The following is a 25,180-nucleotide window of genomic DNA, read 5'->3' on the forward strand; positions in this document are numbered from 1 at the left end:
CTTTAAAGCTGCTTTTTTCATTTTTTTGATGCTCTACAAACTTAAATATAACCTCCTCTCCATTCCACAAAACATGAAAACAAATATAATATTCATACCGTAGATACCAACCAATGAAATAATTTCTTTTTTAAATGCCTTTGTACATTCAAAATAAGTAACTGATCTTTAAGTTTTTCAACAGCAAATTTAATACCCAAAAGCCACTTTAATCAATGTAAGAAGATAACATAATTTTAGGTATACAAAATAAAGAGAATAAATTAAAGGCTCCTTTACAGAAAGAGGCTGGAACTTCTTTCTTACAAGAAATAATTGCGACCTCTATTCCTAATATTTGTCAAAATCCATGGCCACGATCTGTAGAGGTTAATTCTTTATCAAAGAACTTCTTAGTATTTTTTTCTTGTTGTGCTTGACGTTTTTATTCTTTACTTTTACATCAACCAGTAATACTTAATCCTATGGTTAACATAATCATGTATAATAAAATGATTTTTTTCATTTTAGCTCTCTTCAATACTTAATTCTACCCAAGATAGAAGCTAGGGATTTAAATTTTCTTATCCTAAATGACAAGAAGATTACTGTATTCAGGCTAGAGCTTTAGTTTGTATTTAGCTGTAGAGTTCTTGCTCCACTTTTATACTATCTTTTCGTGCTTGGTTGATCAACAGTTCAACTGATCTTGAAAAATACACTCCCGTATCGTTCCACAACGCAGAGTGCAATAAAATTACCTTTCACACGCATCATAAAAAAAGCCACCTTTTCGTTTTTTGGATAAGCTATACGCCTTGTTCATCAATGATATTGAGCATAATTCGCCACAAACTTCACATGATTTTCAAGAACATCAACAGTGCTCAATAAAACGCCCCTACTCCGATAAACGCAGCAGAAGCGGCACACATCCATAGCGCAAGTGCTAGCTTAGCGAAAGACCCTTTAAAAGTTTTGATCATTGCTTTACTGTTGCCATAGCGAAGAAAATCCTTTTCCAAAAAGTAGCACTTACTCTTAAGAAGCAATGACAAACCACCACTTTACCCATACTACGAAGAGAGTTGCACAAACCTTTTCGCACATCATGAAATTTTTTACGACCAATGTGTTACATATCATTATTGCTCTACAAGCTGCTTTACTGTATTTAATAATCTTGCAGTATTGAGTTCATATAGCTCTTTGGCAATTCTTGTTTGATGGAGAAAGCCTCTATGCACAAGCTCTTCGCTCAGAGCATCATCCGATCATTTATCAGCTAACGATATCACCCCGACGGTATTGATATCAACTGTCGGCAGTACCCCATAAACACAAAAACACAGGCGAAAATACATTATGGACGTTGCGTAACCAGTGGAGGAGCAGAACTTTTATACATATATTTTGCCTAGGCCGCTGATCAACGCACGTGCACTGCAGGATGCAAGGCACACTGTGTCATTGACATGTACGAGTAGATCCTTAGTCAACCCGTCAAAGATTCGACGATTAATGCGTATTAATGCTGTGAAGAGCCTCCAGGTACGCATGTTGTCAACATCTGCTATAGCAAAATACGGATACTCTTCATTTTTTCCACCTTTCCTTCGACAAGAACCACACTTTTCGTTCTCCTCACGCTTCTTTCTCCCCCACTCTTCTTTCCATTCAGAGAAGCAAATGTTATTGACCATTTACTCTCGAGTAAGACAACACTGGCAGTCGGAGAGTAATCGCAGTGGTGTAGCCATTCCGTTTGCCTGTCCCTTATAATACGAATATGAGGCTTACCTGATCTCAACACCTTACTTGTGCGCTTTGCCGATAGTTCTCGCTATCAGGAGTCCTAGAGCTGCTTGCGCTCTGTGACGTAGATAATAGCATTTAAAACTTTTATCTCAGCAATTTATGCACCCTGGAACAGCTTTGCTTATTCTGTCCATCACGACTGACTGCGCCCCTAACTTGGCCAATGCATTGGGATACCATCCCTCTCATGATTGACGCCCTCGAAGTAAAATGTTTTCCCCTCTTTTTGGCTGCTCTTGCTATATGAATGACCAGCATCACGATGGGACTAGTGCCTGCCATCCTGTGTGCAGCAACAGTTTTTTCCGCTATGTCTAGAACAGCGATATTTTGATATATCCCCACGTTGGGGGGGCTATTTTTCTCTTCAGTCTATTGTTGTTGTACATTTCTCCGGTTTACCGCTACATAATCCTGGCTGCGATAAGGGGGAAGCGACTAAAGAGAAACCGAGAACAATAATTTGGATTTTTTTGACACTCTTTTGGCTGACATTTATTGTTGCGTTAGCAGTTATTAGTATATTGTTGCGTTAGCAGTTATTAGTAGACTTAATGCGTGACAAAGCATCACACTAATTGCAGGCATTCTATGCATAGCGTCGCATATGAAAGTTCACACCGTATTGATGGATTATTCACGCCTCTAGTAATAATGATACGCGCTCTATCAAGTGAAATTATACTGTTGCTAAGTTGTCGTTTGCTTGTGTCTCCCACTGTTTTGCTTCTTCCTCTGTTGCCGATGATATTCAGTCACTTACTGACATCGATTTCGTTTGGCAGCGCTATGCCTGTATTCTTTTCCTATTGCCAATCTTCAGTGTAGCAGGAACTTAACTTATGTTATTCTTTAATTTGATCTTTCTCCTATAGGGGCTTTCGATGGTTCATGGAGTCCATGGGCGACTTGATCTGAATTTGCTTATTTATCACCACTCAACGCTTTTCTTCTGTATCAATAAATGCCGCTTTTTCTGCCAGTAGCCTGCAGATTTCACCTCTATAGAGACCAACTTTAAAAGACATGCCTGTTATGTATTGATCTTTAATCTTTTCACGTTTATTTATCTGACCTGTTTTGTTCAAAATTTTTAAACCGTGAAGACTTTATGCCTTACGTAAACATTAAAATTACCAATGAAGCTGTTACCTCTTAGCAAAAACGCCAACTGATTGAAGGGGTAACGCAACTTTTGGTCGATGTTTTGAATAAAAATCCGAAAACAACTGTCATAGTGATTGATGAAGTAGAAACGGACAATTGGAGCATCAGCGGTGTTCCCGTTACACAGTTAAGGAAAACCCCAAAGAATGAATAACCCTCCAAATATCTGACGACAATTAATTTAGCCACTACTGTTAATCAGCTAATCAGCATGCAAAATCATACCTTGCAACTGAGTGAAAAAACAACAAACCAAACAGCTATTAGAAAAGTTGAGGATACCGTTTTTGACATAATCAAAGAGGCTTTCCCCATTGCTCAAATTCATTTTTTTAATAAGTCTATAAATATCTGTTATAAGAAGGATGACCCTACGTAATAAGAACGACCAAAAAGCTATAGGACTCATACGACATGCGAAAAATTGCAAGATAAATGAAAGCATTTCCTAGCTCAACAAGAGAAAACAAGAGAGATGGGTGCAAAATATTAATCATACACTGCGCAGCCACAAAGCTTTGGAACGCTATAAGCAATAATAACAGATTATATTGTTAAAATTCTAGGTTATCAAATTGACCAAACAAAATTAAATTATAAAAATGAGAAAACGAAAGAAAAAATCATAGATTTCATAAACGTTATGTCCTTATAGCTTGAAAATCAGGATGTTCTCTCTACCCAACCAGTTACAGCTGTAAAAACATTGTTAGAAATGCTGAGAATGTATGAACCACCATCAGAAAATAAGAGATATACTGTTCCTTTCAAACCTGAATGAATAGAAAAAAATCTTACATTGTAGAACTAATTTCAAAAGGGTATATAAAAACCCCTGAATTTAGCCCTCCGGTAGATCAATGCGGAAAACTTATTATCAATAACTTTCGAAATTTTTAAATCCAACACGCAAAAACGGAGAAATGAACATCAAACCCGAAAATCTCAACAGATGTGTAAAATCTGCTAACAATCATCTTAGTATAAGATTGAGGAGTCGAAATTGCCAACCCATTGATATCCTCTGAATTATTCACTGAAAAAATACAGAAAAGAATTGGTTAAACAGCAAAAGAAAAAATTTGATCAAAAAGAAAATTTTCTCATGAGAGCCGATAAATAGAACGAATCTCCACCAAACCCATTTCATTTCTTTAATGCATACCCAAAAAATGAAACGCAATTTAATAAAGACATGACAACGCTAAAACGTTATGTATCAACAGATAAAGAAAGCAGAAAAGCTATACTTCACAAAAATTTCTATAAAAACTAATCTCATAAGTCAAAGATATGTTAAAAGACAATACTCCATAAAAAAATCAGCCCTCTTTCAAAAATTGATATTTTAGAGCACATGGTGAAAGTTCATTTTTCATCCATAACAAATTCATAGAATGAATATGTAGTTGTAGAGGATAGAAATAACTTTTTTATTGGAGCTCTATCGAAAGAATTAAATACCAATTACCATCTAACTCCTTTAGTGTTTTTTTAAAAAACAGAACTTAAAAAATTTAAAAATTGGTTTAAAAAACAAGGTAAATAGATATCATATTATTTGCACCTTAAACAATTTAAATACCAGATTTCTACATCAATTATCGAATGGATATGCCTAAAAAGGAAATCAGCTACAACGTTATTGTTATTTTGAAATTAAAAGACGTTGTGAATGACGCATAGATCTCACCCATAAAAATTAAAGAATAAAACAATAAATTTTTTCTCTCATAAAAATATTTTAAAAGTTCATTCCGATGAATACTATGGTGGATCCTAAAATCAATCCATAGTGACATAAACATCAAATGAATATGTTATTGAAATCAATCAAAAGCTGGCAAAGGGATTGTAAGATCCATTATCCTGTCTCCATTTTAAAGGTTCGATGAAATCACTTGACCAAAGACCAACTTTGTTTTTGTGTGCTGTATCTTCAGCACTCCGATATTGTGCCGGAATAGGATTTTTATTCTCTTTTGAAAGCACCAACATACCTTCTGCAAGACCTGCTTCAGCTAAATCAACCCCATTCACAAAACATTGCGCATACGAAACACCATTATGCATCAGAACCTGCTTACAGGATAAATTCTGACCCAGGGTTTTCGTGACGAGCCAAGCCGTTGTCACCGCACCACAAGGCCATTCTTGATCGTTTAATTTTGCTTTTTGGCGTGGAGCACAAGTATCTACACCATAAAGATGAATATTGCGCGTAATATGCGTACGCCAAGATTGCGCAACAGGAGTAAACAATTTAAATGTCACACCACTACTAACAGATGCCATACCCTGAAAAACAGCCACATTGCTTGATGAAGCACTCTTTTGCAAATCAAAAGCTGGTTCATTTTTTGCTAATCGTCGTTTAGTGATGGGTTCCACTGGCTTTTTATCTTTCGAAGGCATATCAACAATATTTTGGATATTTTGTATATCTTGCATCGTAAATGTCTTGAAACCACTCAGATCTATTTTATCTTTATACTGGATGATTCCCCATAATATAGAACCCATAATGTAAATAATGACAATCAGTTTAAATCGCACACGTTTAATACATTCGCTTAAAAAGTTCATTTTTTCTCTGTCCTTTCACATTTTCATCAACAATCTTCCTGCTCCTCTTAAGGAGAAAACTCTCAGCAGGATAGGTTGAGTTAACTACATTCTGTAAAGAAAAAGGCTCTTTCTTACAGTAAGATAGGTATTGCCACCCTGAAAAAGATACAACTTAAAATTGCCATTTTTGTGTAGCACAACCGTATTGTAAAAATCTTCTGTTTCTTTGGAAGAAAATTTGAGAGTGAGCAAGAACCACTATCAAGGCTTTCATAAAACAAAAACAACCGATGAGTGATGTAGAGTGTAAGTCAAAGACAACAGAACTGTTCGGTGTTTAGAGACAAGAGCATGGTTAATAAGTAATAAAGTTCTTTCTAGAGAGAGGTAAAATGACAGATAATATATCCAGGAACCTCATTTTTATCGTTATCATAGCACTGTTGGCAGTGTTCGCCTTATCAAATATTTCTTATGCCGCTCCCAATACGGGTGGGCTGGGGAATATTGATAGTGTTTTAGATAATATTGTTAGTATGATGACAGGTTCAACAGCAAAGCTCATTGCAATTATATGTGTTGCTGCCGTGGGCATTGGCTGGATGTACGGCTTTATTGATTTACGCAAAGCAGCTTACTGTATTATCGGCATTGGTATTGTCTTTGGAGCTCCCACCCTCGTTACTAAATTAGTGGGCTCGACAGTAGCAGTACCTTAAGGGACACGACATAAATGAATGAAGATCCCCTTTTCCTTGCCTGTACAAGACCTGCTATGTTTGCAGGTGTCACAATGGAAGCCATGGCACTGAATGTCATGGCGACATCCATTCTCTTTATTCTGACAAGTGGTTTTACCATGATTGGGTTTGGCGTTGGAATGCACTTTGTTTTGCGTGAAGTGACAAAACATGACCACAATCAATTTCGCGTCTTATTTGCTTGGCTCAACACGCGAGGCAAGCAAAAAAATCTTCAACGATGGGGAGGAGGATCTACTTCCCCACTCCGCCTTATCCGTACTTATAAGGAACTGCGCAGGTGAAAAAGAAAGTGTCAATTATGAAACGGGAATCTTTGCCTGAAGACTATATTCCCTACATACGCCACGTTAACCAACACGTTATTGCATTGAGTTCACGCTGCTTAATGACGGTGATAGCTGTTGAGGGTGTAAATTTTGACACTGCAGATATCGATCAACTCAATTCCTTACATAATCAATTAAATACGCTCTTGAAAAATATTGCAGATGAACGTGTTGCTTTATATTCTCATATTATTCGTCGTCGCGAAACAGTCTATCCAGAGAGTCAGTTTTCTTCATCTTTTGCAGCAACACTAGATGAAAAATACAAAAAGAAAATGGTTTCGCAGGAACTCTATAGAAATGACCTTTTCGTTTCACTCCTGTGGAATCCAGCAGCGGATAAGACTGAGCAACTTTCTACATTTTTTCAACGCTTAACAAAAGCAAAGAAAACACAATCTGAACCAGATAAGGAAGCAATTCGGAAACTCGAAGAGTTAAGCGAGGATTTTATCCAAGGGTTAGAGAGCTATGAACCGCGTCTTTTGTCAATTTATGAACATGAGGGCATTTTGTTTTCCCAGCAAAGTGAATTTCTCCATCAATTAGTGGGAGGAAGACGTGAACGTATTCCTCTCACCTTTGGCACCATTGCCTCAACGATTTATTCAGATCGTGTTATTTTTGGCAAAGAAACAATTGAAATTCGTCATGAAAGCAATGAACGTTTTGTTGGCATGTTTGGATGGAAAGAATACCCTTCGAAAACACGCCCAGGGATGACCGATGGTTTGCTTACAGCACCGTTTGAATTTATCTTAACACAATCCTTTGTCTTTAAGAGTAAAGCAGTTGCCAGTGCCATTATGGGGCGCAAACAGAACCAAATGATTAATGCAGCCGATCGTGCCAGCTCACAAATTGAAGCGCTTGATGAAGCCTTAGATGAATTAGAGTCAAATCGTTTTGTTTTGGGCGAACATCATCTCTCTTTAGCTGTTTTTGCTGACCATCCAAAGGCTTTGGCTGAACATCTCTCAAAAGCACGTTCTCATTTAACCAATGGGGGTGCGGTTATCTCCAGAGAAGACCTAGGATTGGAAGCTGCATGGTGGGCGCAGTTACCTGGAAATTTTAGCTATCGTGCCCGTTCTGGAGCCATTACCAGTAGAAATTTTGCAGCTCTATCGCCCTTTCATTCTTTCCCCATTGGCAAATTGGAAGGAAATATTTGGGGCTCTGCTGTAGCATTGTTGAAAACACAAGCTGGTTCACCCTATTATTTTAATTTTCATTATGGTGACCTTGGCAACACCTTTATTTGTGGTCCATCGGGATCGGGTAAAACGGTGATTGTTAATTTTCTTCTTGCACAATTGCAAAAACACAATCCGACAATGGTCTTTTTTGACAAAGATCAAGGAGCGGAAATTTTTGTGCGTGCTGGAGGTGGAAAATATAAACCTTTAAAAAATGGGCAGCCCACCGGCATCGCACCATTAAAGGGCATGGAATACACGGAAAAAAACAAAATCTTTCTTCGTAATTGGATCTTGAAGCTGGTCACAACTGAAGGGCAAATAGTAACGGAACAAGAGCGACAAGATATTGCTAGAGCCATCGATGCTTTAGAAAGTTTGCCCCATGCACAACGCTCTCTGGGAGCTCTTCAACTATTTTTTGACAACACATCAAAAGAAGGGATTGCCATAAGATTACAACCGTGGATCAAAGGCAATGCTTTAGGTTGGGTTTTTGATAACGATCAAGATGATCTTAATTTAGACGCACAATTTATTGGTTATGACATGACCGATTTCTTAGACAATGAAGAAATTCGGCGCCCCTTGATGATGTATCTGTTTAACCGTATTCTCGAACTTATTGATGGACGACGCATCATTATTGTAATTGATGAGTTCTGGAAAGCACTTGAAGATGATTCCTTCAAAGCTTTTGCGCAAGACCGCCTCAAGACAATTCGTAAACAAAATGGCATGATGCTCTTTGCAACGCAAAGTCCCAAAGATGCTTTGAACTCAACCATAGCACACACAATTATTGAGCAATGTCCAACCCAAATATTTTTTCCAAATCAAAAAGCAAATTACAACGATTATATTGAAAATTTCAAACTAACTGAACGTGAATTTGAACTGATACAGTCAGAATTGAGTAGAGAATCTCGTCGTTTTCTCATCAAACAGGGACAAAGTTCCGTCGTTGCAGAACTGAATTTACGGGGAATGAACGATGAGATTGCCGTCTTAAGCGGTACAACAAAAAATATCGAACTCGTCAACCAGATTATCAGCGAATATGGCACAGACCCCAACAAATGGCTGCCCATATTTCATGAAAGGAGAGAAAATCAATGAAAAAATATCGCTTAGTCACCCTGTTATTCTTGTCTTTCACCCCTCATGCAATAGCACAAACTGCACCAATTGCCGATGAATATTATAAAAATGCCTTAGAAAGTACACAAAAATTAAACGCTGCAAAATCAGATACGGCCCAATCCGTTTATGAATCTGCAATGGAAACAGCAAAAAAAATTGAGGACATAAGTCAAAAAATTAACAATGTTCAATCAAAAACAGAAGGGAAATCCACAGAAGGAAAATCCGAAGAACTGCAAGCTCTTCAAACACAACTCTCCCTTCTTCAAGCCAGTCTCCAAGCGAGTTCTTTAAAACTTCAGTCTCTTGCTATGATACAAGCAAAAGATACGAAAACAAAAGAAGAACTCCGTGAAGAAGAAACACAAAAACAGCATAAAGAGTTGGAACAAAAATTAAAAGAAAAACTTGAGAGTTCTGATGTCCGACTTTAGTTTCGCCCCATTTGAGAGCATTTCTGGATATATTTTACAACCACTTGATAGTGCAATGAACACAACCGTGAGTGGGTTGTCTTCGGCACTTTCAGCACCGCTCAATCTTGCCTCAATCATTTTCATCTTTCTGTATGGCTATAATGTTATGACGGGTCGCGTTGCTCTTTCCATGCATAGTCTTCTCAACAATGTTGTTAAAATTGTTGTTGTAACGACAATGGCAACGAATGCGGATACATTTAATATCTATGTCAAAGACATTTTCTTCAATGATTTAGTAAACGCCATTGGAAATGCCCTTAACAGCAATCCCACAGGCTCTAATGTCTTTGATTATATTTTATTACAGGCGAGTTCTCGCTATCAAGAAGTCTTATCTAAAGCTTGGTTTCTTGAAAAAATCATGGTTGGTCTTCTTGGCTCTTTAATGATTATGGCAGTTATCGTCTTTTGTATAGGTGGTTTTATTGTTCAAATGTTTGCACAAGTTGCTCTTGTCATGATTATAGGGCTTGGACCTCTCTTCATTAGTTTCTATTTATTTAATGCAACCAGAAAATTCACCGATGCCTGGATTACAACATTGGTCAATTTTACGATTTTGCAAGTTTTGGTAATCATGCTTGGCACGATTATGTGCAAAATTATTCTACACGTTCTGCAGGGTACATATGATTCAATCTATTTCCTTTTCCCTCCTGTCGTCGTCATCTCGATAGTCGGAGCCATTCTCTTCCGTGCACTTCCTGGCATTGCCTCTGCCCTTTCCTCTGGTGGACCATATTTTAACGCTGGTATCTCTTCAGGAGGACAGATTTTCACGATGCTCTCTGGTGGCGCTAAAATGGGTGGCAATGCAGCAAAAAGTGCAGCTTCAAGACTTTCTGGCGCTGCAGGTGTTGCAGCCAAAGCCGCAAAAATTGGAGGTCGTAGTCGTGGTCGATTTTAATATCAGATCCCTTTTAAAAAGAACTGCTCCTGTTTTTTTGTTGCGTGCGTGCCTTAGCGCACGCGCCATACGCATATTGCGTAAAACACTTAATATCCTTGGTTATACAAAACCAATAAAAATCTTTTACAGCACGCTTTTGTGAGATTGTTCAAAGCAAGAATTCTCATACGTTGTATTCCACACTATTTGTGAGTTTAAAAAATGAAACGAAAAATAACCTTTTTTGTGATCTTAACCATCGCCCTTACCGGCTGTGCCTCTCTTCATGGTCCCAAAAAACCACCACGATGCAACGGCAAACATACCAGGGCTTTAAATAGAGATAAATGGGATTGGAACAATACAGGCATCATCTCACCAGAAAAAATCGTAAGACCTAGTACAACCCCCATCATTCTCAATACATTAGAAAGCGAAAACGCAACAGCGAACGTGACGCTTAAAGCAGCCTCATTGAATTCCATAAAGCATGAAACGCTCTCTGACAAAACTGTGGAGGTCGCACGTGAAAAGTGATGAATTTGATGAATATATAAAAGAAGCACGCTCATTCGATATTAATCGCATGCATGGCATGCGCGTGCGGATGAAAATTTCTATGGCCTTGACAGTCCTTTTTGGATTAATGACAATCGCCTTAGCTTTGGCTGTGGCAGCATTAACCCCCTTAAAAACTGTAGAGCCCTTTGTAATCCGCGTTGATAATTCAACAGGCATTGTTGATACGGTGAGTGCACTCAAAGAATCGCCAAGCGACTATGATGAAGCGATAACACGCTATTTTGCGAGCAAATATGTTCGTGCACGCGAAGGTTTTCAAGCATCAGAGGCGGAAAACAATTTTCGTTTGATCTCTCTTTTATCCTCACCAGAAGAACAAAACCGTTTTGCAAAATGGTATTCGGGAGGTAATCCAGAAAGCCCGCAAAACATCTATCAAAATATGACTGTTACGGTAACAATTAAATCAATCTCTTTTTTAAACAAAGATCTCATTCAAGTGCGTTACTATAAAACTGTTAGAGAATTGAATGGAAAAGAAAGTATTTCCCATTGGGTTTCGATTTTAAATTTTTCCTACATTAATGCACGCATTTCAACAGAAGACCGATTAATCAACCCGCTTGGCTTTCAAGTATCGGAATATCGATCTGACCCAGAGGTGATAAAATGATTAGATTCTCAAAAACAGTCTTTTTCGCTTTTATTGTTGCAATAAGCTGTCATACAAGCCCAATATTTGCAGAAACAGCTCCTGTGAGTGCACGCAAAGACAACCGCATTAGATTTGTCAATTATGACCCCTACAATGTCACACAAGTCATTGGCTCTATTCGTTCTTCGGTACAGCTTGAATTTGCCGATGATGAAGAAGTTACCTATGTGGGAATTGGCAATTCCGTTGCTTGGCAAGTTGCACCAGCCGGCCATTTTGTTTTTCTAAAACCACGCGAAGTTCAACCCGTTACCAATTTACAAATTGTAACAAGCCGCCAAGACGGGACAAAAAGATCTTATCAGTTTGAACTCCAAGTGCGTGAAGGCGATGTTTCAGCCGGCAATGAAACCTATTTCCTTGTAAAGTTTCGTTATCCAGAAGATGAAGCCTTGCGGAAAAAATTAGCCGAAGCAGCAAAAGCGGCACAGCGCGAAGAAAACTTTGTCAATGATATTTTAAATACCCATGAAGATTTTGGACCACGGAATTGGGCTTATGAAGCCCAAGGTTCAGCCTTAATTGAACCTACTTCTGTCTATGACAATGGCAAAACAACAACCTTTACATTTTTGGGCAATACCGAAATTCCAGCTATTTATCTTGTTTCCCTTGATGGGCAAGAATCTCTCGTTCCAAAATCGATTAAAGGCAACAAAGTCATTGTTCATGCTACAGCTGCCCAATTTACTTTGCGCCGTGGCAATGACGTGTTGTGTATTTTCAATCGAAGGTTTGTACCAGAAGGAATTAATCCCGAAACCGGTACGACATCACCCTCTGTGCAACGTAAAGTAAACGTAGGAAACAGCTATGAATGAGGAAATGGATGAAAAAAACATCAATGATCGTGATACGATAAAAGATGGTCAAGGAAAAAAACAAAATTCTAATATAAGCAAAGCAGTTGCTCTTATTATTCTTTTCGGTGTCTGTATTTATTTAGCTTATTCAACGCTTTCCACAGACAAAAAACAATCTGTTGAAATTCCAAAAGAAGGCGTCATTAAACAAACAGAACTGTTCCACCCTGCACAACCCAAACCTGTCTCTCTTGATCCGATTGAACAAAATAACGCTCTATTACCCAAAGTGGAACTGCCAACGCCAAAAATAAAGCAACTTCATTCCGATGATTCACTCTTGGAAGCAGCACAACGTGCTCCTGTATTAGCCTATGCAAACACGCATCAAAACAAAGCAAATACAGCAACAAATAATGGTGTTTTACTTCACCCGTCCGAAAAAAAACCTGATGAAACAGCACAGCGCTTTAATCATCTTCTCAAACCAACAACCCTTGAAGGTATTCAAGCTTCAACACTTGGTAACCGAAACTACATCATTGCGATGGGCGCCTCTATTCCCTGTATCTTAGAAACAGCGATCAGCAGTGACCAACAAGGATTTACCAGTTGCATTGTCTCTAGAGATATTTTGTCAGATAATGGTCGAGTTGTTCTGCTTGATAAAGGCACACAAATTGTTGGCGAATACCGTGCCGGATTAAAAAAAGGGCAAAATCGTCTCTTTGTGCTATGGAATAGAGCCAAAACACCAAGTGGGGTCATTATAACATTAGCCTCACCAGCAACAGATGCTCTAGGACGTTCTGGTATGGACGGAGATGTTGATAACCATTGGTTTGAGCGAATTGGATCTGCGCTTCTTGTCTCGATTGTCAAAGATGTAACAAGCTATGCGAAAGGCCGTTTATCAAAAAGTACCGACAAAAACGATACTGAAACAATCTCTTCTGGACAAAATATTGCAAATATTCTTGCAGAAAATTACACCAATATTCCTCCAACACTAACCAAAAACCAAGGAGAAATGGTCAATGTTTTTGTTGCCCGCGACTTAGACTTTTCCAGTGTTTATAAATTGAAAGTCGTCGAAAACAGAAAGCAGATTGTCAATCGCGCCCTTTCAAGAAACTTTTATAAAAATTCTGCGGTAACTTTGAAATGAATGAAAACCTGCACAAGTTAAACGATGAAACCATCGCAATTGTTTTAACAAAACTTAAACCAATCAGTGTTTTTTTGAAAGATGACAGCCTCTTTGAAATTGTCATCAACCGTCCCTATCAAGTGATGACGGAAGGGTTTGAGGGATGGAAAACAATAGAAGTACCCTCCCTTTCGTTTAATGAACTTATGGGCATTGCTAAAGTTGTCGCTTCCTATTCTAAACAAAGTATATCAGACAAAAATCCAATATTATCGGCTACCCTGCCAGGAAATGAGCGTATTCAAATTGTCATTCCTCCGGCGGTAGAAAAAGACACGGTCAGTATGACAATTCGCAAACCATCATCGCAAAGCTTTTCTCTCGAAGATCTCGCAAAGAGAGGTCTCTTCTCGCTTTGTGAACAGGTGTCGTTCACACCCTTAAATGATTATCAATCACATTTGAACGAACTGAAAAGCATTGAGCATAATTTAGTAACCACCTACTATAAGAAAGACTTTGTTTCTTTTTTAAACCAGGCTGTAAAATGTCAAAAAAATATTTTGATTTCAGGAAAAACCGGCTCTGGTAAAACAACATTGTCTAAAGCATTAATCGCCAAAATTCCCGATGATGAGCGTATTATCACCATTGAAGATACAGCAGAATTGGTGGTGCCACAGCCTAATCATGTTTCCATGATCTATTCAAAAGATGGACAAGGCTTAGCCTCTGTCGGTCCAAAAGAATTGCTTGAATCTGCTTTACGCATGCGTCCTGATCGCATTCTTTTACAAGAGCTTCGAGATGGTACAGCCTTTTATTATATTCGCAATGTCAATTCAGGCCATCCAGGTTCGATTACAACAGTTCATGCCTCAACAGCGCTTTCTGCTTTTGAGCAAATGACTCTTTTGGTCAAAGAAAGTGAAGGAGGCGGTGATTTAGAGCGTGAGGATATTCGGGGATTATTGATTTCAATGATTGACATAATCATCCAATGCAAACGGGTTGAAGGAAAATTTAAGATCACAGAAATTTATTATGACCCGTTCAAACAACGCAGCATCTTTGGCGGCAACTAAGGGAGAACGCACCTGCATCAAAAGGCTTTTTAAAGGCGACTCTTAAAAAGTGGAAAAGGAAAAATAAATGCAGACAAAGGTGACGGATAATCTTTTATCCAACACGCCGAAAGAATTGAAAAAACGCAGAGAAGCGGTTGATGCAGTCATCAGCACCTACATGCTTGAGGATATAACCCTTCATCCTACAACGCTCAAAATTTTAGAAGGATATGCAAGGGGAGAGACTTCACTAGAGGAATTCAACACTCTTATGGACAACGCCACATTATAAGGAGGTCGCTATGCCAAAAGCAAAGTCAAAAACAAAAGGAATCCCCTCACCCCATCATTATATCTATCCTGGTACCAAAATACTCAAAAATAAATATGGAGAAACAAATTTAAAACTCTTTTTGGAAAAATGTTCGCATGATACAGAAAAGGCATTAGAGGTTCTGCGTAACGAACCATTGCCAGAGTATTTTGATTCTGCTTATCTATGCGATATCCATTATCAGTTGTTCAAGAATACGTTTGAATGGGCTGGAAATATTCGCACGGTTCCCTTTACATTTACAGACGGCAGCGTTGCTGCCATGCCAGAAATGAAAAGAACGGAATGGGACAATGCTTTCGTAACCGATAAAGAAATCCTCGAAAATTTACAAAGATTAGAGAAAACGCTTGCCGAAAAAGACAATTTACAAGGCTTAACACGCGAAGAATTTATCTTTGAATCAGTAGAAATGTTTATTTCTCTCAAAAATATACATCCATTCATAGATGGCAATGAACACACAGAACAATTCTTTTTTGAACGTCTCGCCAAAGCAGCAGGACATCAACTCAACTTTTCGCTTGTAACAAAAGAACGCATGATGACTGCCTACACCCAAGCAGCACAATATGGCAATAAACAACCGATGAAAGATATTTTTGAGGATATCTCCAATCAAGAAAAAATACACGTTTTACAAGAATTCATGAACAACATGAAAGAACTTGGACGCGATATGAATGATCATGTTGTTATAGCTGCAAAAGAAGGTGAAACTTACACAGGGATCTATCAAGGCGCTAGTTTTGATGGCTTTGTTCTCAATGCACAAGGTACTTATATCATCGGCAATCAAGAACATCTCCCTCCAGAACAAATAAAAACGTTAAAACCTGGTGATACAATTACCTTTACAGCCCCAAAAGCCGAAGAGCTTAAAAATATACTCATCCCCAAAGAAACACTAGCGCCTCTAACAAAAAGTGAATTTGACAAAATACTTGCGGAAAGTGCCCGTATCCAGACAGCTCGAGACCAAATTCAACATTTGTCAAAAATTATTTATGGCAACTCAAAAGCATTACACAAACAGATGATAGGGATTATTAAAAATCCAGACTTAGGCCAACGGCTTTCTGACCAGATTGAACACTCTCCTAGCTCTATTTGTCCTCTTTTAGGTACCAGTGTATTTGGATTAAAGAACTGGGCGCGCAAAAATGCTGAAGAGCATGTTCATCTGCTCTGTACCGCAATTATAAATTATACGGATGCTGTAAAATATACGCGTCATGCAATCACTCAAGAACATCAAATCGAGCAAAACCGCCGCGGAAAAGCGGTAGAGAAGCCAAGCCAAAACTTGCAAAATCTCCTTTGCTTATCACCAGAACAACAAAGAGAAGTCTTGTCTCAATCTCCTCAGTTATACCAAGAACTCCGCGTTTTTGTGCGCAATTTAGAGCATCGTCTCTCATCAAAAGAATATAATGCGATCAAACACAATGATTATGAAACACTCGCGAAAAGTATTGGTGTATCAGCACAGAAAGCACAAGAAATTGTCAAAACTGTTCAAAAGGCTACAGACGCACATCAGCAAGCCTACACACGCACAATAAATCGCTCAAATGCGCTCGCTATGGCCAGCTAAAATATGAGATTTTGCCTTCATTTAAACGTTCATAGGCGGGCATATTTGATACTCCATTGCTCACATGGAAAAAGGAATTTTAACATCATATCACCTATTTTAAAGACATCATTTTACATCGTTCCCTGATAAAATCGAAAGTAAAACAAAAACGAAATATACCAAAACGCAGCTGGCGCTCATTTTAGCACCAATCGCTTTAGGCAGTTTAACGATGTTCCTCGTTCCTCATTTATTGTTGTTTGTCACGAATGAACTGCAAATTAGGCAAATTTATTGCTATCTTCGCTCAAAGCCCTTATTGATCCTGGTAATGATTGCTACCGTATCCCTATTTTATACCCTCTCACAAAAAGTGCATCTACAAAGGGATTACGCTTAATCAGTTATCTTTTTTGGGATCACTACTCTCTACATATTGGTGGTAAAATAAAACGCTTAAGATCCTATGTTGGCCAGCAAGGGATAACGTGGGGCTATACTCTAAAGTTCATGGATCCGATGGTTGTCTTTAGGAGCATTATCAGCGTTACTCTTTTAGCAATTCAGTTCATAACAACCTCTCTGTGCACAAGCAAGGTCAAATTTGCAAAAAGGAGTTTTTGGTGATGCTTCATGCATGTCTTTAAAAGATGGTCAAGGTTTACCTTTTGTTGGTCCCAAAGAATTGCTTGAATCTGCTTTACGTATACGTCTTGACCGTATTCTTTTACAAGAGCTTCATGATGGTATAGCCTTTTATTATATCCGCAATGTCAATTCAGTTCATCCAGTTTCGATTACAACGGATCATGCTTCAACACCACTTTTTGCCTTTGAGCAAATAATCCTTTTAGTCAAAGAAAGTGAGGGCGGAGGTAATTGAAAGCGTAATGATATCTGAGATCTGTTGATTTCAATGATTGACTTCATCATCCAAGGCAAACAGGTTGAAGGAAAATTTAAGATTACAGAAATTTATTATGACCCGTTCAAACGGGGCAGCATCTTTGGGGAAAACTAAAGAAAAATAACGCCTGCACAAAAAGGCTTTTTAAAGGCAACTCTTGAAAAGTGGAAAAGGAAAAATAAATTGCAAATAAAGGTGGCGGATAATCTTTCATCAATCACCCCAGAAAAATTGAAAAAACGTCACGAAACAGTTGATGCAACCATTGGGACTCATGCGATTGAAGGTATAACTCTTCATCCTAAAACGCTCGAAATTTTAGAAGGATATGCCAGAGGAAAGACTTCACTAGAGGAATTTAACACTCTTATGGATAAGACCACATTATAAGGAGATCGCTATGCCAAAATCACAGTCAAAAGAAACAGATGTATCTTTGTCAAAAATTGAAATAGCCGAAATGGTTGCGGAAGCCGCCACTGTGCACACATGTCGAAATCAAATAAAGAAATTATCAAAAATTGTTTATGGCAGTTCGGGAACATTAAATGCCAAGATGGTAGAGATTCTTAAACACCCAAACGTGGGCGACCAACTTGCCGAAGAGATTAGAAAGAATCCTTATGCTATTGCTAATCTTGCAGGTGTTGACCTCATTTGTTTTAAAAGCCAAGCACGTGCGAAGGCTGAAGAGCATGTTATGCTTCTCGGGTGCGCCGTTGAAAATTTTACCGATGCGGTAAGACAGGCTAGGCAAGAAATTGCTCAAGAGCTTCAAGCAGAACAGAAAGCAAAGCAAATTACAGGCGCCAGAGATCTCGAAAAAATATTCATCCCAAAGGAAGAATTAGCGCCTTTGACAAAAAGTGAAATGGCGGAAATGATTGCAGAAGATGCCTGTGTCCATACAAGCTTCAAACAAGTCAAGAAATATGCAAAAACTGTTTACGGCAGCTCAGGAATATTAAATGAAAAGATGGTAGAGATTCTTAAAAACCCAAGCGTGGGTGACCAAATCGCCAAACAGATTGAACAAGCACCTTACTCTATTTCTAGTCTCGCAGGTGTTGACTTCATTTGCTTTAAAAGCCAAGCACGTGCGAATGCTGAAGAGCATGTTTTGCAACTCGGGTGCGCCGTTGCAAATTATGCGCATGCTGTAAGATATGCTAAAAAGGAAATTACACAAGAGCATCAAGCCGAACAAGCACGCCGTGGAAAAGCGGTAAAAATGCCGAGCAAAGGCTTACAAGATCTCTTCTCCTTATCACCAGAGCAAAAAAGAGAAGCCTTAGCAAACTCTCCTTTGCTTCAAAAAGAACTCTGTAATTTTGTACAGGAAGTCAATAGCCGTCTCTCCTCAAGCGAACAGAGGGCACTCAAGAACAGTGATCATGAAACACTGGCAAAAAGTCTTGGGATCTCAGAACACAAAGCAAAAGAAATTACAGAAATCACCAAGCACGCCAGAGAAGCACATCAACAAGCGCAAGCACTTACAGTCAGTCGCTCAAAAGTGCTCGCCATGGCTAGTTAAAAATAAAAAATGCTTCGCTCAAAAATGTACGTCCTTTCATCTTCCTTTGTTTTCTTATGGCTGAAACTGTTTTGACACTCTCTTTCCCATGAAAAAGGAAGGTGTTTAACGTCCTAACACCAATTTTGAAAATATCATTGACAGTATACCCCGCTAAAACCGAAAGTAAAAGACAAAATGAAATATACAAAGACGCAGCTTGCGTTTATTTTAATACCCATCGCTTTAGGTGCTCTAACGATATTCTTCGTTCCTCATTTGTTGTTATTCATTACAAATGATCTAAAACCTAATCACGTCTATTGGTATCTTCGTTCAGAACCTTTATTGGTGCTGGTGTTGGTCGCTACTGTGTCATTGTTTTATACCCTCTCGCAAAAATTGCATTTACGCAAAGCAATCACGCTTGTCTCAGCTGTCTTTTTTGGGGCCACTGCCTTTTACTATACTATCGGTGAAATAAAACGCTTAAGTCCCTATGTTGGTCAACAAGGGATAACTTGGGGGTATGCTTTAAAGTTCATGGATCCCATGATTATCTTTGGCATCATCACGGGTGTTTTTCTTTTAGCAGTTCAACTTATACTCTCCTCTCCACGTGCAAACAAAGTCAAACGTGCAAAAAAGGGAATTTTCGGTGACGCCGAATGGATGAATTTAAGAGAAGCTGCCAACATCTTTCCGGCAAATGGTCAGATTGTTGTGGGCGAAAGATACCGTGTTGATCAAGATAGCGTGTGCAATATTCCCTTTGCACCTGGCGATAAAACAACATGGGGAAAGGGTGGGACAGCGCCTTTGCTCACTTTTAATCTTGATTTTGGTTCAACTCATATGATCTTTTTTGCCGGTTCTGGTGGATATAAAACAACAAGTACAGTGGTTCCGACATGTTTAACATATCCAGGATCCGTTGTCTGTCTTGATCCCTCAACAGAAGTTGCACCCATGGTCAGATTTGCGCGCAAAAAGATGGGCAACAGAAATGTTATTGTTCTCGACCCCAATTCAATCTTAACAAAAAATTTTAATGTACTCGATTGGCTTTTAGATGACAGCGTACCACGCGCAAGGCGTGAAGCCAATATTGTGGGTTTTGCCAAATTGCTTCTCACGGATAAAAAATCAGATAATTCTTCGGCCGAATATTTTTCAACACAAGCACATAATCTTTTAACGGCTCTTCTTGCACATGTCATCTTCTCTGATGAATATGAAGATAGTGAACGCAATTTAAAAACATTGCGCGGGATTTTGTCTCAATCAGAAACGGCTGTTGTCAATCAACTGCGCATGATTCAAGAAACAACACCTTCCCCTTTTATTCGTGAAATGGTTGGCATTTTCACGGAAATGGCAGACCAAACTTTTTCAGGGGTCTATACAACCGCCTCAAAAGACACTCAGTGGCTTTCTTTGTCTAATTATGCCGATCTTGTCTGTGGTAATGATTTTGCATCATCGGATATCACAAACGGGAATACAGATGTTTTTCTTAATCTTCCTGCAAGCATTTTGAATAGTTATCCAGCAATTGGACGTGTCATTATCGGTGCTTTTCTCAATGCAATGATTACCGCTGATGGAAACTACAAAAAGCGTGTTTTGTTTGTGTTGGATGAAGTTGATCTTCTTGGTTATATGAATATTTTAGAAGAAGCACGCGATCGTGGTCGTAAATATGGCACTTCTTTAATGCTCTTTTATCAATCTTCTGGTCAGTTGGTCAATCACTTTGGTGAAGCGGGAGCACGATCATGGTTTGAAAGCTGCTCCTTTGTCAGTTATGCCGCCATTAAAGATCTCCAAACCGCCAAGGATATTTCAGAGCGCTGTGGTCAAATGACAGTTGAAGTCGCCGGAACAACCAAATCGAGAGGTTTGTCTCTGGGAAAGAGCTCTTACAACATCAATTATCAACAAAGAGCACTAATTTTACCGCATGAAATTATCCAAGAGATGCGTCAAGATGAACAAATTATTCTTATGCAAGGGCAACCCCCTTTACGATGTGGTCGTGCGATCTATTTTAGAAGGAAAGAAATGTTAGCCGCTGCTGAAAAAAACCGCTTTGCCCCTCAAGCAAAGAAAAACTGAAAAATACCCTTTTATACGGATTGGACACCAAAATAAGAATAACAGCATAAAAGGTAAAAGCATAAATTCTATTTCATAAAAGCCCATTAAAAAGGAATTTCCGCATGATCCAACAAAAAGAATATGGTGGAGAGAAATTCTTAACTCTTGCTTTTATGTGTGTGCTGACCAACCTCAACACTCCTTATGAACAAGCTGCAAATAATCAAATAATTCATAGCAACTCTATCTGTACTTTAAACATCCCTCAAAGAGTTTTTGAAGGGAAAGCCTCTAGAAACACCCTGTCACTTTTGAAAATCATCAACAAGGGTGGAAAGCGCATCAAAAAAACTTTCCACAAGCACATTAAAAAGGAAATGTACACGGAAACAATGAAAACGGACATTCTGTATTTTTCACACCAAAAGAGTTACAAAAGCGCTGTGAGATGGTTGAGTTAATCAGCAAACCTCCTATCCGAGGGGGAAAGATACTCCCTCACAAATGCTCAAACTCTTTAAAAATACGCGAAGGGGGAGTTTGTACACCAAGAGTTTAACACACTCTCATCCATCCACCCCTCTAAGGAGATAATTTATGTTAGAGCACAATTATCTGTATAAAAATAGCCAAACACTGAAAAATAGATATGGCATCAAAAACCCGCAAAGGTTCTATGAGCGCTGTGCCCATGATGCAGCCAAAGAAGCGATAAACTTTCGCGATGAACCACCACCACAAAAATTTGATGCCGCCTATCTGAAATTAATTCACTGGAGCCTCTTTCATAACGCCTTTGAATGGGCCGGACAAACCCGTGATCAGATCTTTACCTTTAAAGATGGCACCAAAGCACGTATGCCGGCTATGCGCCCCAAAGGTCATGCTGTTCCTTTTGCCGTCGGCCCACAGCTGCAAAGAGAGCTGAGAGCATTAGAGCGAATGCTTCATATGAAGAATAATCTATGCGGCTTATCGCGCCAAAAATTTGCTGAAAGTGCAGCTGAAGTCTTTATGCTTCTCGACCACGCACATCCTTTTAGAAAAGGCAATGGGCGCACGCAACGCATGTTTATGGAAAAACTTGGACAAGCTGCCGGCCATAAAATTGACTTCTCTTCTGTGACAAAGGAACGTATGATCTACGCCTGTGTTGAAGCAATGCAACATAACAATCCAGAACCGATGCAACATCTCTTTGAGGATATTACACATCCCCAAAAAACACTTGTGTTAAAAGAATTCATCTCCCAGATGAGAAATGCTGGACTTGATGAAATCAATAATCGTATCGTTGTTGCAGCAAAAGAAGGTGAGACCTATGATGGTATTTATAAAGGTTGTTCATCAGAAGGTTTTGTTATAGAAGTCGATGGTTTTTTTGTCGTCGGCCATAAAGATGATCTTTTACCAGAACAAGTGAAAACATTAAAGAACGGTACACGCATCTGCTTTGAAAAATCAAATGTTAAAAGCTTTAAAGAAACACTCATTCCAAAAGAGACATTAGAACCTCTCACGCTGGAAGAATTGTCCGCAAGGGTTGAAAGTGATCCCTTTGTCGAAGCGTGCCGAAAAAAAATCGAGGACTTGTCAAAGATTGTTTATGGTAACCGGAAAGTCCTAGACACAAAAATGAACTTGATAACTGCAGATCCAGCTTTAAGCGAAGAATTTTCCGCTCAAATTACTCAAAATCCTAAATCGATTCATAAGCTTGCAGGTCTAAAAATTCTAAGCATAAAAAGTCCGGATCGCAGACGTGCTGAAAACCATATTCCACAACTGGGAGAAGCGTTTAAAAATTATGCGCTAACAGTCAGACTAAAAAAGGAGGAAGTCCTAGAGCAACACCAAAGAGAACAAAAACGCTTGAGCCAAGCTGTCGAAAAGCCAGGGAGAGATTTGCAAAATCTTTTTTCCTTACCACCAGAACAACAAAGAGATGCTTTGTCTCAATCTCTTCCATTGCAACAACAACTGCATGCTTTTGCACGCCAATTGCAAAGTCGTTTATCATCAGAAGATCGTAAAGCCATACAAGACAATGATCATACAAGACTTTCTTGCATGCTTGGTCTATCGAAAAGCAAAGCAAAAGAGATTGCTCAAACCGTGAAGCTTACGAAAGAAGCACAATGTCAGCTGCGCACTCTCAAAGTTAGTCGCTCTGCATCGATAGCTCTTACCGGCTAAACAAAGAGAGATTTCTGACCTTTTACCTGATCTTTTGGCGCAAATCATTTTATCCAGGTTGCGCCCAAAATTATTATAAAATATTACAGAAAAATTTTATCAAAAAAGATCCGATAATTTATCTAAATACTTGATAAAATTTCACAAAAAAGCTGTATAAAAGACATAAATATCGATTACGAGGGGTGTGAATAGCGTAGAATCTTTGGAGGCCAATCAAATTGATATCTTCGTTTGTACGCTATTAAAGCGTGAAAGGTGGAGAGTGCACCAAAGAGGTTTTCTAAAAATATTGAAAGGAAACATGCATGAAAAAAAATCATCCACAACAGAACCCAGAAGCCCTCTACGCACAGGTTAAGAAACCGGGCAGAAGGCAGCCCTCTCCACAACAAACAGAATCCTTAGACGAAAATGTCAATACAGGAAGACGAGGACCGCGACCAGAAGACGTCGTCTATGCACAAGTCAACACAGGAGGACACAGAGGACAAAGAGAACCGCGACCAGAAGACATCGTCTATGCACAAGTCAACACAGGAGGACACAGAGGACAAAGAGAACCGCGACCAGAAGACATCGTCTATGCACAAGTCAACACAGGAGGACACAGAGGACAAAGAGAACCGCGACCAGAAGACATCGTCTACGCACAAGTCAACACAGGAGGAAACAGAGGACAAAGGGGACCGAGCCCGGAAGACGTCGTCTACGCACAAGTCAACACAGGAGGAAACAGAGGACAAAGAGAACCGCGACCAGAAGACATCGTCTACGCACAAGTCAACACAGGAGGACACAGAGGACAAAGGGGACCGAGCCCGGAAGACGTCGTCTACGCACAAGTCAGCCCAGGAGGACACAGAGGACAAAGGGGACCGCGTTCAGAAGACATCGTCTACGCACAAGTCCGCCCACAACAAGCAAGGCAACATTCTCTCTCGAACGAGGAAATTCTAGAGAAAACTGCAGGTTCTCCTCTGGTCAAAGCCTATAGAGAAGAAATCCAATATTGGTGCAAAAAGGTTTATGGCAACAAAAATATTTTGCAGGAAAAAATGGATAGTGTTTTAAAAAATCCTGCTATGGGAGAACAGCTCTCATGGGACGTTGCAGCAAATCCTAGGTCTGTCCATAAGCTTGCTGGTTATAACATATGTGGCTTAAAAACAAGCGCACGCAGACAGGCTGAAGAGAGTCTGCAACATCTGTGTAGTGCTATTGACAATTATACCAATGCTGTACAAGGGGCAAGAGAGACACTTATGCACACCCCTCGCGCAGAACAAAAACGCCGTGGTTTAACACAGGAAGTGACACAACATGTTCAGCAAGCAAGAGAGAGACAACAAACTGCTCCAGAACAGCACAGACAACCACGCAAACAGACTCCTCAAAAAGGAATGGCTTTTGCCATGTAAGTAGGCATAAGTTTTGACTTTTCCTCTGATCTCTTGGCGCAAATCACGTGAGGTGAATTGCGCTAAGTTTTTTTGTGAAGGATCGTGAAAAATCTTCATCAAAAGAGCCCCCATCGTTTCCTTCTAACAACTTAATAAAATTTCATAAAAAAACTGTATAAAAGACATAAATGTCGATTACTATGAGTGAGAATAGCGCAGAATCTTTGAAGGCCATTTAAATTCATCTTTTCCTTTGCACAAAAGCTATCAAAGCCTAAACGATGGAGAAGGCACCAAAGAGGGTTTCCAATATTTTTTGAAAGGAAACGTGCATGAAAAAAAATCATCCACAACCGAACCCAGAAGATCTCTATGCAAAGGTTAATAAACTACACAAAAAACAGCACAGTCCAGAAACAGTCGAACCTGTCTACGCACCCCAAAAACCACCAGAAAATGCCTATATGAGACCGCGTGGTGGGGAAAATCCCCAAAAACTAGTAGACCCCTATACAGTAACTGATCTACTGACGCCACATATGGGGCCAGACGCTTA

21 protein-coding genes and 2 pseudogenes are annotated in these 25,180 nt (G+C 39.2%); 21 read left to right on the forward strand and 2 right to left on the reverse strand.

Translation table 11 applies throughout. From position 1 onward, the window contains the following. Positions 1-2,735 precede the first annotated feature (2,735 nt). Positions 2,736-2,885, reverse strand: coding sequence for a hypothetical protein (locus HNQ69_RS04895; protein ID WP_183228954.1), 150 nt, complete (start codon positions 2,883-2,885; stop codon positions 2,736-2,738). Positions 2,886-2,968: 83 nt separating this feature from the next. Between HNQ69_RS04895 and HNQ69_RS04900 the strand changes: the two genes are divergently transcribed. Then, positions 2,969-3,118, forward strand: coding sequence for a tautomerase family protein (locus HNQ69_RS04900; protein WP_425486677.1), 150 nt, complete (start codon positions 2,969-2,971; stop codon positions 3,116-3,118). A 1,679-nt stretch (positions 3,119-4,797) separates the two neighbouring features. Here HNQ69_RS04900 and HNQ69_RS04905 read toward each other — a convergent pair. After that, on the reverse strand, positions 4,798-5,550 hold the full coding sequence (locus tag HNQ69_RS04905) for a hypothetical protein (protein ID WP_183228955.1): 753 nt from the start codon (positions 5,548-5,550) through the stop codon (positions 4,798-4,800). Between the two features lie 374 nt (positions 5,551-5,924). On the opposite strand from HNQ69_RS04905, the gene HNQ69_RS04910 reads away from it, so the two are divergent. The 20 genes and pseudogenes from HNQ69_RS04910 to HNQ69_RS05005 all read left to right on the forward strand — a co-directional run. Next, positions 5,925-6,251, forward strand: a complete 327-nt coding sequence (locus HNQ69_RS04910; protein WP_183228956.1) for a TrbC/VirB2 family protein — start codon at positions 5,925-5,927, stop codon at positions 6,249-6,251. A gap of 14 nt (positions 6,252-6,265) precedes the next feature. Further along, complete coding sequence (locus HNQ69_RS04915) at positions 6,266-6,577, forward strand: VirB3 family type IV secretion system protein (RefSeq protein WP_183228957.1); 312 nt, start codon at positions 6,266-6,268, stop codon at positions 6,575-6,577. An 8-nt stretch (positions 6,578-6,585) separates the two neighbouring features. Then, on the forward strand, positions 6,586-8,940 hold the full coding sequence (locus HNQ69_RS04920; protein WP_183228993.1) for a VirB4 family type IV secretion/conjugal transfer ATPase: 2,355 nt from the start codon (positions 6,586-6,588) through the stop codon (positions 8,938-8,940). Continuing rightward, positions 8,937-9,398, forward strand: coding sequence for a TrbJ/VirB5 family protein (locus HNQ69_RS04925; protein WP_183228958.1), 462 nt, complete (start codon positions 8,937-8,939; stop codon positions 9,396-9,398). Before HNQ69_RS04920 ends, HNQ69_RS04925 begins: the two co-directional genes overlap by 4 nt. Beyond that, positions 9,385-10,350, forward strand: a complete 966-nt coding sequence (locus HNQ69_RS04930; protein WP_183228959.1) for a TrbL/VirB6 family protein — start codon at positions 9,385-9,387, stop codon at positions 10,348-10,350. Before HNQ69_RS04925 ends, HNQ69_RS04930 begins: the two co-directional genes overlap by 14 nt. Before the next feature lie 204 nt (positions 10,351-10,554). Beyond that, positions 10,555-10,869: a type IV secretion system protein VirB7 gene (locus HNQ69_RS04935; RefSeq protein ID WP_183228960.1), complete on the forward strand. Its 315-nt coding sequence runs from the start codon at positions 10,555-10,557 to the stop codon at positions 10,867-10,869. Then, positions 10,823-11,527, forward strand: coding sequence for a VirB8 family type IV secretion system protein (locus HNQ69_RS04940; RefSeq protein ID WP_210302685.1), 705 nt, complete (start codon positions 10,823-10,825; stop codon positions 11,525-11,527). The genes HNQ69_RS04935 and HNQ69_RS04940 overlap by 47 nt, the downstream gene beginning before the upstream one ends. Further along, positions 11,524-12,390 (forward strand): P-type conjugative transfer protein VirB9, encoded by an 867-nt coding sequence (virB9, locus tag HNQ69_RS04945; RefSeq protein WP_183228962.1) that lies wholly within the window; start codon positions 11,524-11,526, stop codon positions 12,388-12,390. Before HNQ69_RS04940 ends, virB9 begins: the two co-directional genes overlap by 4 nt. Next, positions 12,383-13,540, forward strand: a complete 1,158-nt coding sequence (gene virB10, locus HNQ69_RS04950; protein WP_183228963.1) for a type IV secretion system protein VirB10 — start codon at positions 12,383-12,385, stop codon at positions 13,538-13,540. Before virB9 ends, virB10 begins: the two co-directional genes overlap by 8 nt. After that, on the forward strand, positions 13,537-14,607 hold the full coding sequence (virB11, locus tag HNQ69_RS04955; protein WP_183228964.1) for a P-type DNA transfer ATPase VirB11: 1,071 nt from the start codon (positions 13,537-13,539) through the stop codon (positions 14,605-14,607). The genes virB10 and virB11 overlap by 4 nt, the downstream gene beginning before the upstream one ends. 67 nt (positions 14,608-14,674) lie before the next feature. Further along, positions 14,675-14,881, forward strand: a complete 207-nt coding sequence (locus tag HNQ69_RS04960; protein ID WP_183228965.1) for an antitoxin VbhA family protein — start codon at positions 14,675-14,677, stop codon at positions 14,879-14,881. 10 nt (positions 14,882-14,891) lie between these two features. Beyond that, complete coding sequence (locus tag HNQ69_RS04965; RefSeq protein WP_183228966.1) at positions 14,892-16,520, forward strand: BID domain-containing T4SS effector; 1,629 nt, start codon at positions 14,892-14,894, stop codon at positions 16,518-16,520. A 628-nt stretch (positions 16,521-17,148) separates the two neighbouring features. Beyond that, positions 17,149-17,523: pseudogene (locus HNQ69_RS04970) on the forward strand (P-loop NTPase family protein); the annotation flags it as partial. Between the two features lie 69 nt (positions 17,524-17,592). Further along, positions 17,593-17,799, forward strand: a complete 207-nt coding sequence (locus HNQ69_RS04975; RefSeq protein ID WP_183228967.1) for an antitoxin VbhA family protein — start codon at positions 17,593-17,595, stop codon at positions 17,797-17,799. Positions 17,800-17,809: 10 nt separating this feature from the next. Further along, entirely contained in the window at positions 17,810-18,946 is a 1,137-nt protein-coding gene (locus HNQ69_RS08170; protein WP_281380936.1) for a BID domain-containing T4SS effector, read from the forward strand. A gap of 177 nt (positions 18,947-19,123) precedes the next feature. Further along, positions 19,124-21,043: a Ti-type conjugative transfer system protein TraG gene (gene traG, locus HNQ69_RS04985; RefSeq protein WP_183228968.1), complete on the forward strand. Its 1,920-nt coding sequence runs from the start codon at positions 19,124-19,126 to the stop codon at positions 21,041-21,043. Between the two features lie 104 nt (positions 21,044-21,147). Continuing rightward, on the forward strand, positions 21,148-21,486 hold the full coding sequence (locus HNQ69_RS04990; protein WP_183228969.1) for a hypothetical protein: 339 nt from the start codon (positions 21,148-21,150) through the stop codon (positions 21,484-21,486). Between the two features lie 136 nt (positions 21,487-21,622). After that, positions 21,623-23,221, forward strand: coding sequence for a BID domain-containing T4SS effector (locus tag HNQ69_RS04995; protein ID WP_183228970.1), 1,599 nt, complete (start codon positions 21,623-21,625; stop codon positions 23,219-23,221). 308 nt (positions 23,222-23,529) lie between these two features. Further along, positions 23,530-24,642, forward strand: a complete 1,113-nt coding sequence (locus tag HNQ69_RS05000; protein ID WP_183228971.1) for a BID domain-containing T4SS effector — start codon at positions 23,530-23,532, stop codon at positions 24,640-24,642. A gap of 314 nt (positions 24,643-24,956) precedes the next feature. Continuing rightward, positions 24,957-25,180 (forward strand): annotated as a pseudogene (locus tag HNQ69_RS05005) (BID domain-containing T4SS effector); the annotation flags it as partial.

The sequence above is a fragment of the Bartonella callosciuri genome, from assembly GCF_014203215.1.
GTDB lineage: Bacteria > Pseudomonadota > Alphaproteobacteria > Rhizobiales > Rhizobiaceae > Bartonella > Bartonella callosciuri.

What these genes read in the sequence shown, in the direction of transcription:
- HNQ69_RS04905 (WP_183228955.1), bottom strand. Translation starts at nt 5,550, where the DNA reads ATGAACTTTTTAAGCGAATGTATTAAACGTGTGCGATTTAAACTGATT.
- HNQ69_RS04910 (WP_183228956.1), top strand. Translation starts at nt 5,925, where the DNA reads ATGACAGATAATATATCCAGGAACCTCATTTTTATCGTTATCATAGCA.
- HNQ69_RS04915 (WP_183228957.1), top strand. Translation starts at nt 6,266, where the DNA reads ATGAATGAAGATCCCCTTTTCCTTGCCTGTACAAGACCTGCTATGTTT.
- HNQ69_RS04925 (WP_183228958.1), top strand. Translation starts at nt 8,937, where the DNA reads ATGAAAAAATATCGCTTAGTCACCCTGTTATTCTTGTCTTTCACCCCT.
- HNQ69_RS04930 (WP_183228959.1), top strand. Translation starts at nt 9,385, where the DNA reads ATGTCCGACTTTAGTTTCGCCCCATTTGAGAGCATTTCTGGATATATT.
- HNQ69_RS04935 (WP_183228960.1), top strand. Translation starts at nt 10,555, where the DNA reads ATGAAACGAAAAATAACCTTTTTTGTGATCTTAACCATCGCCCTTACC.
- HNQ69_RS04940 (WP_210302685.1), top strand. Translation starts at nt 10,823, where the DNA reads ATGAAACGCTCTCTGACAAAACTGTGGAGGTCGCACGTGAAAAGTGAT.
- virB9 (WP_183228962.1), top strand. Translation starts at nt 11,524, where the DNA reads ATGATTAGATTCTCAAAAACAGTCTTTTTCGCTTTTATTGTTGCAATA.
- virB10 (WP_183228963.1), top strand. Translation starts at nt 12,383, where the DNA reads ATGAATGAGGAAATGGATGAAAAAAACATCAATGATCGTGATACGATA.
- virB11 (WP_183228964.1), top strand. Translation starts at nt 13,537, where the DNA reads ATGAATGAAAACCTGCACAAGTTAAACGATGAAACCATCGCAATTGTT.
- HNQ69_RS04960 (WP_183228965.1), top strand. Translation starts at nt 14,675, where the DNA reads ATGCAGACAAAGGTGACGGATAATCTTTTATCCAACACGCCGAAAGAA.
- HNQ69_RS04965 (WP_183228966.1), top strand. Translation starts at nt 14,892, where the DNA reads ATGCCAAAAGCAAAGTCAAAAACAAAAGGAATCCCCTCACCCCATCAT.
- HNQ69_RS08170 (WP_281380936.1), top strand. Translation starts at nt 17,810, where the DNA reads ATGCCAAAATCACAGTCAAAAGAAACAGATGTATCTTTGTCAAAAATT.
- traG (WP_183228968.1), top strand. Translation starts at nt 19,124, where the DNA reads ATGAAATATACAAAGACGCAGCTTGCGTTTATTTTAATACCCATCGCT.
- HNQ69_RS04990 (WP_183228969.1), top strand. Translation starts at nt 21,148, where the DNA reads ATGATCCAACAAAAAGAATATGGTGGAGAGAAATTCTTAACTCTTGCT.
- HNQ69_RS04995 (WP_183228970.1), top strand. Translation starts at nt 21,623, where the DNA reads ATGTTAGAGCACAATTATCTGTATAAAAATAGCCAAACACTGAAAAAT.
- HNQ69_RS05000 (WP_183228971.1), top strand. Translation starts at nt 23,530, where the DNA reads ATGAAAAAAAATCATCCACAACAGAACCCAGAAGCCCTCTACGCACAG.